This is a genomic window from Cryobacterium sp. RTC2.1 (assembly GCF_035018685.1).
GTDB classification, from domain to species: Bacteria; Actinomycetota; Actinomycetes; order Actinomycetales; family Microbacteriaceae; genus Cryobacterium; species Cryobacterium glucosi.
Genome location: NZ_JASJXJ010000148.1, coordinates 1 through 9,591 on the forward strand (window position 1 = coordinate 1; position 9,591 = coordinate 9,591).

7 protein-coding genes are annotated in these 9,591 nt (G+C 69.1%); 6 read left to right on the plus strand and 1 reads right to left on the minus strand.

Annotation, left to right across the window (positions count from 1 at the left end; genetic code table 11):
* Nucleotides 1–1,135 (minus strand): bifunctional 3'-5' exonuclease/DNA polymerase (locus QN357_RS15410; protein WP_323505152.1); only part of this gene is annotated, 1,135 nt, incomplete at its 3' end.
* Between the two features lie 330 nt (nucleotides 1,136–1,465).
* Between QN357_RS15410 and QN357_RS15415 the strand changes: the two genes are divergently transcribed.
* The 6 genes from QN357_RS15415 to QN357_RS15440 all read left to right on the plus strand — a co-directional run bounded on the left by QN357_RS15415 (nucleotide 1,466) and on the right by QN357_RS15440 (nucleotide 9,497).
* On the plus strand, nucleotides 1,466–1,555 hold the full coding sequence (locus QN357_RS15415; RefSeq protein WP_134446468.1) for a potassium-transporting ATPase subunit F: 90 nt from the start codon (nucleotides 1,466–1,468) through the stop codon (nucleotides 1,553–1,555).
* Nucleotides 1,555–3,228 (plus strand): potassium-transporting ATPase subunit KdpA, encoded by a 1,674-nt coding sequence (gene kdpA / locus QN357_RS15420; RefSeq protein WP_134558434.1) that lies wholly within the window; start codon nucleotides 1,555–1,557, stop codon nucleotides 3,226–3,228. Before QN357_RS15415 ends, kdpA begins: the two co-directional genes overlap by 1 nt.
* 91 nt (nucleotides 3,229–3,319) lie before the next feature.
* Nucleotides 3,320–5,530, plus strand: a complete 2,211-nt coding sequence (gene kdpB, locus QN357_RS15425; protein ID WP_322140802.1) for a potassium-transporting ATPase subunit KdpB — start codon at nucleotides 3,320–3,322, stop codon at nucleotides 5,528–5,530.
* A gap of 51 nt (nucleotides 5,531–5,581) precedes the next feature.
* Entirely contained in the window at nucleotides 5,582–6,196 is a 615-nt protein-coding gene (gene kdpC, locus QN357_RS15430) for a potassium-transporting ATPase subunit KdpC (RefSeq protein WP_322140801.1), read from the plus strand.
* Nucleotides 6,197–6,206: 10 nt separating this feature from the next.
* Nucleotides 6,207–8,783, plus strand: coding sequence for a DUF4118 domain-containing protein (locus tag QN357_RS15435; RefSeq protein ID WP_322140800.1), 2,577 nt, complete (start codon nucleotides 6,207–6,209; stop codon nucleotides 8,781–8,783).
* Nucleotides 8,784–9,497: a response regulator gene (locus QN357_RS15440; RefSeq protein ID WP_134446463.1), complete on the plus strand. Its 714-nt coding sequence runs from the start codon at nucleotides 8,784–8,786 to the stop codon at nucleotides 9,495–9,497.
* Nucleotides 9,498–9,591: the final 94 nt, after the last annotated feature.

Sequence of the window (9,591 nt, forward strand, 5' to 3'; positions counted from 1 at the left end):
CCTTGGCGTGGGCGCGGGTCTCGACGACGCCGCTCGCGACGATGCCGGCGTAGAGGTCCGTGCCACGGCCGGCATCCGCCATGGCCGTGTCGCTCGAGAGCGCCGCGAGGATGCGCGGTTCCAGCTGGGCGGCATCCGCGACGACGAGCTTCCAGCCCGAGTCCGCGACAACAGCACCGCGCACCTGCTTGGGCAGTTGCAGGGCTCCCCCGCCGCGGGTCGCCCACCGGCCGGTCACGACGCCGCCCGGCAGGTACTCCGGGTGGAAGCGACCGTCGACGATCCAGGTGTCCATCCAGTACCAGCCGTTGGCGCTCAGCAGCCGGGCGAGCTTCTTGTACTCGAGCAGGGGCTCGATCACGGGATGGTCGAGCTCCTTGAGTTCCCAGGCCCGGGTCGAGGTCACGGCGAGTCCGGCCCGGCGCAGGGCGCGGGTGAGCTCGGGCGGGGAGTCCGGGTTGACGAGGGGGTCTCCGAGTGCCAGGCGGATGCGTCCGACCAGTTTTTCGAGGAGCGCCGGCCGGATCCCGGGGCCGACCCTCGGACCGAGGACCCTGGTCAGCAGCTCGTCGTGCACGTCGGTGCGCCAGGGCAGTCCGGCGAAGCGCATCTCGGCGGCGATGAGCGCGCCGGCGGACTCCGCGGCGAGCAGCAGGCGCAGCCGCCCCGGCTCCTCGCTCTCGGCGACGGCCGTGAGCTGGCGCCGGAACTCGGCACCGGCGTCCGTGAAGCCCGCGTCCGCTTCTCCGGCGGGATCGATGTCCTCTCCGAGCAGTTCGAAAAGCGTGGCTCCGGGATCGCGGGTTTCCGCGACGATGGCGAGGGCGGCATCCCACCGGCTCGGTGCCGCCGTTGCGAGGTCGCTCGCGGCGGTGAGGACGGAGTGGCGCAGGATCGCGTGGCAGAGCCGCAGGTCGTGGGCACGTTCGACGCGGACGCCGGCCTCGAGCAGGACCGGGTAGATGCTCGCGGTGTCCTCCCAGACCCAGCGCGGCGACCCGGGTTCCTCCTGGAGCACATACCCGGGGAAGTCGTCCGCCGACACCGGGCGGGCGGCACCGAGAGTCACACCCCCGGCGTTCAGCACCTCGACGAGGAACTCCCCGTTCCCCCTTCGACCGACCAGTATGTACACGCTTTCCATTCTGCCAGCGCGCACCGACGACCCTCGCTGCGACGAGCGACCGCGCACATTGCACGGGAGCGCGCACCAGCGCAGAGAAACCGTTAGGTTCCGCCGGTGCGCCGTATGGATACCGTGAGGACCCCATTCTCCGCCCCGAATCCAGCGTATTCCTATGGAGTACCCCGGTTCCGACCCCGGGATACCCGCGCCTGCACCGGCGCGGTCACCGTGTGGATGGAGTTCTCCTGTGCCCGACCTCGTGCTTGACATCGTCTACGTTCTCGGCGTGATCGCCGTGTTCGCCCTGATCGGCCTCGTGGCCAAGGGAGTCGAGAAACTGTGATCGTCTTCGATCTGCTCGGCGCCCTCCTCGCCGTCGCGGCCCTGGCCTACCTCGTGCTCGCGCTCGTGAAGCCGGAAAGGTTCTGATGGACCTCTGGTTCGCCGTTCTCCAGGCGCTCACCCTTGCGCTTGTCCTCGCCCTCATCTATCGCCCCCTGGGCGACTACATGGCGGCGTTCTACCAGTCGTCGCGTGACAACCGGGTCGAGCGCGGCTTCTATCGCCTGGTCGGGGTCAATCCCCGGTCGCAGCAGACCTGGCAGTCCTACCTGCGCAGCGTGCTCGCCTTTTCCCTCATCGGCGTGCTTTTCGTCTACGTCATTCAGCGAGCCCAGGCGGTACTGCCCTATTCCCTGGGCTTTCCGGCCATCCCGTCGGGCCTGTCGTTCAACACGGCCGTCTCATTCGTGACCAACACGAACTGGCAGTCCTATTCACCCGACGTGACCATGGGCTATTCGGTGCAGATGCTCGGCCTCGCCGTGCAGAACTTCGTATCCGCCGCGGTCGGCATCGCCGTTGCGATCGCCCTGGTGCGCGGTTTCGCTCAGCGCCGGACCGGCACGATCGGCAATTTCTGGGTCGACCTGACCCGCGGGGTACTGCGCCTGCTGCTCCCTGTGGCGATTCTCGCCGCGCTCGTTCTCCTCGCCGGCGGCGTCATCCAGAACCTCACCGGCTTCACGGACGTCACCACGATCACGGGCGCCACCCAGTCCATACCGGGCGGGCCGGTGGCCTCGCAGGAGGCGATCAAGATGTTCGGCACGAACGGCGGCGGATTCTTCAACGCGAACTCGGCGCATCCGTTCGAAAACCCGACCGCGTGGACGAGCATGTTCCAGATCGTTCTCATGCTCGCGATCCCGTTCAGCCTGCCCCGCACCTTCGGCACGATCGTCGGCGACAAACGACAGGGCTATGCCATTCTCGGAGCGATGGCCGCCATCTTCGTGGTCTCCCTCACCGCGCTCACCCTCTTCGAGCTCGGCGGTGCCGGAACGGCCCCACTCGCAGCGGGTGGCGCCATGGAGGGCAAGGAACAGCGCTTCGGCATTATCGGGTCCGCCCTCTTCGGGACGGCGTCGACCCTCACCTCGACCGGTGCCGTGAACTCGATGCACGACTCCTTCACGGCCCTCGGGGGCCTGATGCCGATGCTCAACATGATGCTCGGCGAGGTCGCCCCGGGCGGCACGGGGTCCGGGCTCTACGGAATGCTCATCCTCGCCGTGATCACGGTCTTCATCGCCGGCCTGCTCGTCGGCCGCACTCCCGAATACCTCGGCAAGAAGATCGGCCCGCGCGAGATCAAGATCGCCAGCCTCTACATCCTGGTGACCCCGACCCTCGTCCTCGCCGGAACGGCCCTGAGTTTCGCGATCCCCGCCGTGCGAGCGGATGTCGAGGGCACCTCCATCTGGAACCCCGGGCTGCACGGTCTCTCCGAAGTGCTCTACGCCTTCACCTCCGCGGCCAACAACAATGGTTCCGCCTTTGCGGGACTGACCGCCAACACGCCGTGGTTCAACACGGCGCTGGGCGTTGCCATGCTCCTCGGCCGTTTCCTGCCGATCGTCCTCGTGCTCGCCCTCGCCGGAGCCCTCTCCGCCCAGGACACCGTTCCTGCGACGCGCGGCACCCTGCCGACCCACCGCATGCAGTTCGTCGGGCTGCTCGTCGGCGTGACGGTCATCATCACGGCGCTCACGTACTTCCCGGTGCTCGCGCTGGGTCCGCTCGCGGAAGGGCTGCAGTAGCCATGACCACCGCCTCCGGCACCCAGGCTCCCCCGTTCCTCTCCTTGTCACCACTCACGCCGGACTCCCCGACGGAAGGGCAGCAGTAATCATGTCGACAGTCACCGAAGCATCCACTTCTCCACGGGGCGAGGGCCGAGCGCCCGCTGGAGAACATCCGCGGAAACGCGCATCGAGCGCGATCAACCTTGCCCAGCTCGTCGCTGCACTCCCGATGGCGGCGCGCAAGCTCGACCCCCGGCTGATGTGGCGGAACCCCGTCATGTTCATCGTCGAGGTCGGTGCCGCGCTCACCACGCTGCTCGCGATCGTCGAACCCTTCCTCGGCGGACCGGCCCGTTCGGGCGGCGGCGACGTACCGGCGAGTTTCACCGTCGGCATCGCATTCTGGCTCTGGCTCACCGTGATCTTCGCGAACCTCGCGGAAGCCGTCGCCGAGGGCCGCGGCAAGGCGCAGGCCGACAGCCTCCGCCAGACCCGAACGAGCACGATCGCCAACCTCGTTGCCGGCTACGACGAGGCAGCGGATGCCGCGGCCGAACGGGCCACCGTCTCCGCCGTCTCCTCCGCCGACCTGACACTGGGCGATACCGTGATCGTGACCGCCGGGGAGCTCGTCCCCGGAGACGGCGACATCGTCTGGGGCATCGCGTCGATCGACGAGTCCGCGATCACCGGTGAATCCGCACCCGTCGTTCGTGAGTCCGGCGGCGACCGGAGCGCCGTCACCGGCGGCACCCGGGTGCTCTCCGACCGGATCGTCGTCCGCATCACGAGCAAGCCGGGCGAGACCTTCGTCGACCGCATGATCGCCCTTGTCGAGGGCGCCTCCCGGCAGAAGACCCCGAACGAGCTCGCGCTCAACATCCTGCTCGCGAGCCTGTCGATCGTGTTCCTCGTCGTCACCCTCACCCTCAACCCCATCGCGGGATACTCCGCCGCCGCCGTGAGCCTGCCCGTCCTCGTCGCCCTGCTCGTCTGCCTGATCCCGACCACGATCGGCGCCCTGCTCTCCGCGATCGGCATCGCAGGAATGGACCGGCTCGTGCAGCGCAACGTGCTGGCCATGTCGGGACGCGCAGTCGAGGCGGCGGGCGACGTTACGATCCTGCTCCTCGACAAAACCGGCACGATCACGTACGGCAACCGGCAGGCACGGGAGTTCACCCCGCTCGCCGGGGTCGATAGAGGCGAACTCATCAACGCAGCAGCACTGTCCTCCCTGAGCGACCCGACCCCAGAGGGCAAATCGATCGTCGACCTCGCCATCGAAACCGGGTTCGGGAATCCGGGAACCCTCGACGCCGTCGTGGTGCCCTTCACGGCGCAGACCCGGATGAGCGGGATCGACCTGCCCGACGGCTCCTTCGTGCGCAAGGGCGCCGGCTCCGCCGTGCTCGCCTGGGTGAGCGAAACCACGAACGTCGAGTCGACGATCCTCGACGACCTGAACGCGACCGTCGAACGGATCTCAGAACTGGGCGGCACCCCCCTCGTCGTGGCCGAGGGCAGCGCTGCGGGCAACACGGCGGACAACTCGGCGGTCCCTGGATCCGGGGCGCGGCGGATCCTGGGAGTGGTGTACCTCAAGGACATCGTCAAGGAGGGAATCGCCGAACGATTCGCCGAACTGCGCAGCATGGGCATCCGCACGATCATGGTGACCGGCGACAACCCGCTGACCGCCAAGACGATCGCAGCGGAAGCCGGCGTCGACGACTTCCTCGCCGAGGCCACCCCAGAGGACAAGCTCGCCCTCATCCGGCGTGAGCAGGAGGGCGGCAATCTCGTCGCCATGACGGGCGACGGAACGAACGACGCACCGGCACTCGCCCAGGCCGACGTCGGGGTCGCGATGAACACCGGCACCAGCGCCGCGAAGGAGGCCGGCAATATGGTCGACCTCGACTCTGACCCGACGAAGCTCATCGATATCGTCCGAATCGGCAAACAGCTTCTGATCACCCGCGGCGCCCTCACCACCTTCTCGATCGCCAACGACATCGCCAAGTACTTCGCGATCATCCCGGCCATGTTCGCAGGGGTCTTCCCCGGCCTCGCCGTGCTGAACGTGATGCAGCTGCACTCGCCAGCCTCGGCGATCCTGTCCGCCATCATCTTCAACGCGATCATCATCGTCGTACTGATCCCGCTCGCGCTTCGCGGAGTCACCTACCGTCCGGCCGCCGCCGCGAGCGTGCTCAGCCGCAACCTGCTGATCTACGGCCTGGGTGGTGTGATCGCACCGTTCCTCGGGATCAAGCTCGTCGACCTCTTCGTCGCACTGCTCCCCGGTTTCTGACCCGCCGGACCTCTCCCCAACCTCACTTCCACGGAAACGGACAACGTCACCATGAGTTCCCCTCGCAGCTCGGCCCGCCAGTACGGCGTCGCCCTTCGCGCCATGCTCGTCTTCACCGTCATCCTCGGTGTCGCCTATCCCCTCGCGATCATGGCCTTCGGGCAGGTCGCCCTGCCGAACCAGGCCAACGGTTCCCTCATCCAGGGGGGTTCTGGAGCGATCGGCTCCTCGCTGATCGGCCAGTCATTCACGGATGCCCAGGGAGCGGCCCTTCCGGAGTGGTTCCAGTCCCGGCCATCCGCAGCGGGCGACGGCTACGATGCGGCGGCCTCCGGCGGCAGTAACCTCGGTCCGGAGAACGCGGACCTGATCGCCGCGATCGCCGACCGGACGTCCGCAATCGAGGGATCCGACGGCGTGACCGCCGCCCAGATCCCCGCTGACGCGCTCACGGCATCCGCGTCGGGTCTTGATCCCCAGATCAGCGCGGAGTACGCCCGGATCCAGGTGAACAGGGTCTCGGCGGCCCGCGGCCTTCCGGTCGCGACGGTCAGCGCCCTGGTCGAGTCTAGGATTCAGGGACGGGACCTTGGTTTCCTCGGCGAACCCACCGTCAACGTGCTCCAACTGAACCTCGCCCTCGCGGCGCTGCCCGGCCAGGGCTGAAAGGCGTGACATGAAACGCGGTCGACTGCGGGTGCTGCTCGGTGCCGCACCGGGCGTCGGCAAGACCTACGCCATGCTCGAAGAGGGCAGGCGGCTGCACGCAGAGGGCAAGGACGTCGTCGTCGCGGTCGTGGAAACCCACGACCGCCCTGCGACGGCCGCGATGCTCGAAGGACTCGAGGTCGTGCCGCGCCTCGTCCGGCGGCACCGCGGGATCGAACTCACCGACCTCGACCTGGAGGCTGTCCTCGATCGCGCACCCGCGATCGCACTCGTCGACGAGCTCGCCCACACCAACGCCCCCGGACTCGCCCACGACAAACGGTGGCAGGACGTCCAGTCCATCCTCGACGCGGGCATCGACGTCATCTCGACGGTCAACATCCAGCACATCGAGTCGCTCAACGACGTCGTGCAGCAGATCACGGGTGTCCCCCAGCGCGAAACCCTCCCGGACAGCGTGCTGCGTGCCGCGGATCAGGTCGAGGTGATCGATCTCGCCCCGCAGTCCCTGCGCGACCGGCTCGCCGAGGGCCACGTCTATCCCGCCGCCAGGATCGACGCCGCCCTGTCGAATTACTTCCGACTCGGCAATCTCACCGCCCTGCGCGAGCTCGCTTTACTCTGGCTCGCCGACGAGGTCGACACGGCACTCAAGAACTACCGGGCCGAACACGGCATCGACAGCAAGTGGGAAGCCCGCGAACGTGTCGTCGTCGCGCTCACCGGCGGGCCGGAGGGCGAGACGCTGCTGCGCCGCGGGGCACGGATCGCTGGGCGCGCAGCCGGGGGCGAGCTCCTCGCCGTGCACGTGATCAGCCAGGACGGACTCCGCTCCGCACACCCCGGCGCGCTCGCGGCCCAGCGGGCCCTCGTTGAGAAACTCGGCGGCAGTTACCACCAGCTCGTCGGCGACGACGTCCCGACCGCCCTCGTCGAATTCGCCAGGGCCTCGAATGCGACCCAGCTCGTGATCGGTGTGAGCAGGCGTACCCGGCTCAAGGCGGCCTTCAGCGGGCCGGGAATCGGCACGACGGTCGTCAGGGAGTCCGGAGACATCGACGTGCACGTCGTCACGCACTCCGCCGCGGGCGAGCGGATGCGCCTCCCCCGGATCGGCGGTGCACTGAGCCTCCGCAGACGGCTGGCCGGCCTCGGCCTCGCCGTCGTCGGCGGTCCGCTGCTCACCGCGCTCCTCGTGGCGACCCACAGCGAGGAATCGATCACGAGCGAGGTGCTCAGCTATCAACTCCTCGTCATCGTCGTCGCCCTCGTCGGCGGACTCTGGCCTGCCCTGTTCGCCGCGCTGCTCTCCGGGCTCACCCTCGACTACTTCTTCGTGAACCCGCTCTACACCGTCACGATCGCCGAACCCGCACACGCCCTCGCGCTCGTCCTGTACCTGGCCAACGCGGGCGTCGTCAGCTACGTCGTCGACCTCGCCGCCCGACGAAGCCGCAGCGCCCAGCGCGCCGCGGGTGAGTCAGAACTCCTCGCCACCGTTGCCGGCAGCGTGCTCCGCGGCGAGGACGCCGTTCCCGCGCTCGTCGCCAGGACCCGCGAGGCCTTCAACCTCACCGGGGTGCGCCTGTTCGCGGGCGGGACGTTGCTGTACTCCGACGGCTCGCCCGCTCAGGCCGGCCCGGACACCCCCCTCGCAACGGTCCCCGTCGGGACCCGGGGTACCCTCGAGCTCTCCGGACGCGACCTCGCAGCGTCCGAGCGACGACTGCTCGGCGTGATCGCGACCCAGCTCGACGCCGCGCTCGAACACAGCGACCTCGCAGAGACGGCCAGTGCGATCGGACCGCTCGCCGAGGCCGACCGGATGCGCAGCGCCCTTCTCGCCGCCGTCGGTCACGACCTGCGGCGGCCGCTCTCCGCTGCGACAGCCGCTATCAGCGGGTTGCGCTCGGCCGAACTCACGCTGTCGCCCGCCGACAGGGAGGAGCTCTTCGAGACGGCCGAAGAGAGTCTCGAGTCGCTGGCCGGCCTCGTCACGAACCTCCTCGACGTCAGCCGGGTGCAGGCCGGTGCCCTCGCGGTCTCCCTGGGCCCCGTCGACGCTGCGGACGTCGTGCTCCCCGCACTCGATGAGCTCGGCGTCGGGCCGGACACGGTTGAACTCGAACTCCCTCCCGGGCTGCCGCCGATGCTCGCCGATGCCGGGCTCCTGCAGCGGGTCGTCGTGAACGTGCTGGCCAACGGCATCCGCTTCTCGCCGACGGGCGGGCGCGTGCTCGTCTCGGCGAGCGAATTCGGCGGCGTCGTCGAACTGCGGATCATGGACCGCGGGCCCGGCATTCCCGCCGACCGGCGCGATGAGGTCTTCCTTCCGTTCCAGCGCCTCGGCGACACCGACAACCTGACCGGCCTCGGCCTCGGCCTCGCACTCGCGAAGGGATTCACCGAGGGCATGGGCGGTCGGCTCGAGGCGGAGGACACCCCGGGCGGCGGGCTGACGATGGTCATCGCCCTGCCCGCATTCGACCCCGCAGCGCCGGCGGGCCACACAGCCGGCACGGCCGCAGCCACGGGCACTGGCACTGGCACTGGCACTGGCACTGGCACTGATGAGGAGACCTGAGTGAAGATCCTGATCGCAGACGACGACCCGCAGATCCTGCGTGCGCTGCGGGTCACCCTCGGCGCGCGCGGCTACGACGTCGTGACCGCCAGGGACGGCGCTGAGGCCCTCGCCGCGGCAGCGCATGAGCATCCCGACCTCGTGATGCTCGACCTCGGGATGCCGCACCTCGACGGGATCGAGGTCATCGCCGGCCTGCGCGGCTGGACCCAGGTGCCGATCCTCGTCGTCTCAGGGCGCAGCGGCGCCGCCGACAAGGTCGACGCTCTCGACGCGGGAGCGGACGACTACGTCACGAAGCCGTTCTCCATCGACGAACTGCTCGCCAGGATCCGCGCGCTCACCCGGAGGCTCGGCCCGGTCGACTCCGGTGCCGAACCGGTGATCATGCTCGGCACGATCGCCGTCGACCTCTCGGCACGGAGCGTCGTGCGCACGGGCACGGGTTCCGGGGGCGCTCCCGGAAAACCCGAGGCCATCCGGCTCACCCCCACCGAGTGGCGCATCCTCGAGTTCCTGCTGCGCAACCCGGGGAAGCTCGTCTCCCGGCAGTCGCTGCTGACGGACATCTGGGGTCCGCACCACACGACGGACTCCGGCTACCTGCGCCTCTACCTCGCCCAGCTGCGCAAGAAGCTCGAACCCGACCCGGCGCATCCGCGCTATCTGCTCACGGAGGCCGGAATGGGCTACCGCTTCACCCCCGATCCGTAGCCCCTGCCGGTCTGCTGCCGGCCCTGCCTGCTGCCCGGCCCCTGCCTGATCCCCGCACCCGGCCCCCCCGGACCCGGAGGGCCGGGGGGGCGGC

Excerpts from the sequence above, each read along its gene's own strand:
- QN357_RS15435 (WP_322140800.1), top strand. The coding sequence starts at position 6,207 with ATGAAACGCGGTCGACTGCGGGTGCTGCTCGGTGCCGCACCGGGCGTC.
- kdpC (WP_322140801.1), top strand. The coding sequence starts at position 5,582 with ATGAGTTCCCCTCGCAGCTCGGCCCGCCAGTACGGCGTCGCCCTTCGC.
- kdpB (WP_322140802.1), top strand. The coding sequence starts at position 3,320 with ATGTCGACAGTCACCGAAGCATCCACTTCTCCACGGGGCGAGGGCCGA.
- kdpA (WP_134558434.1), top strand. The coding sequence starts at position 1,555 with ATGGACCTCTGGTTCGCCGTTCTCCAGGCGCTCACCCTTGCGCTTGTC.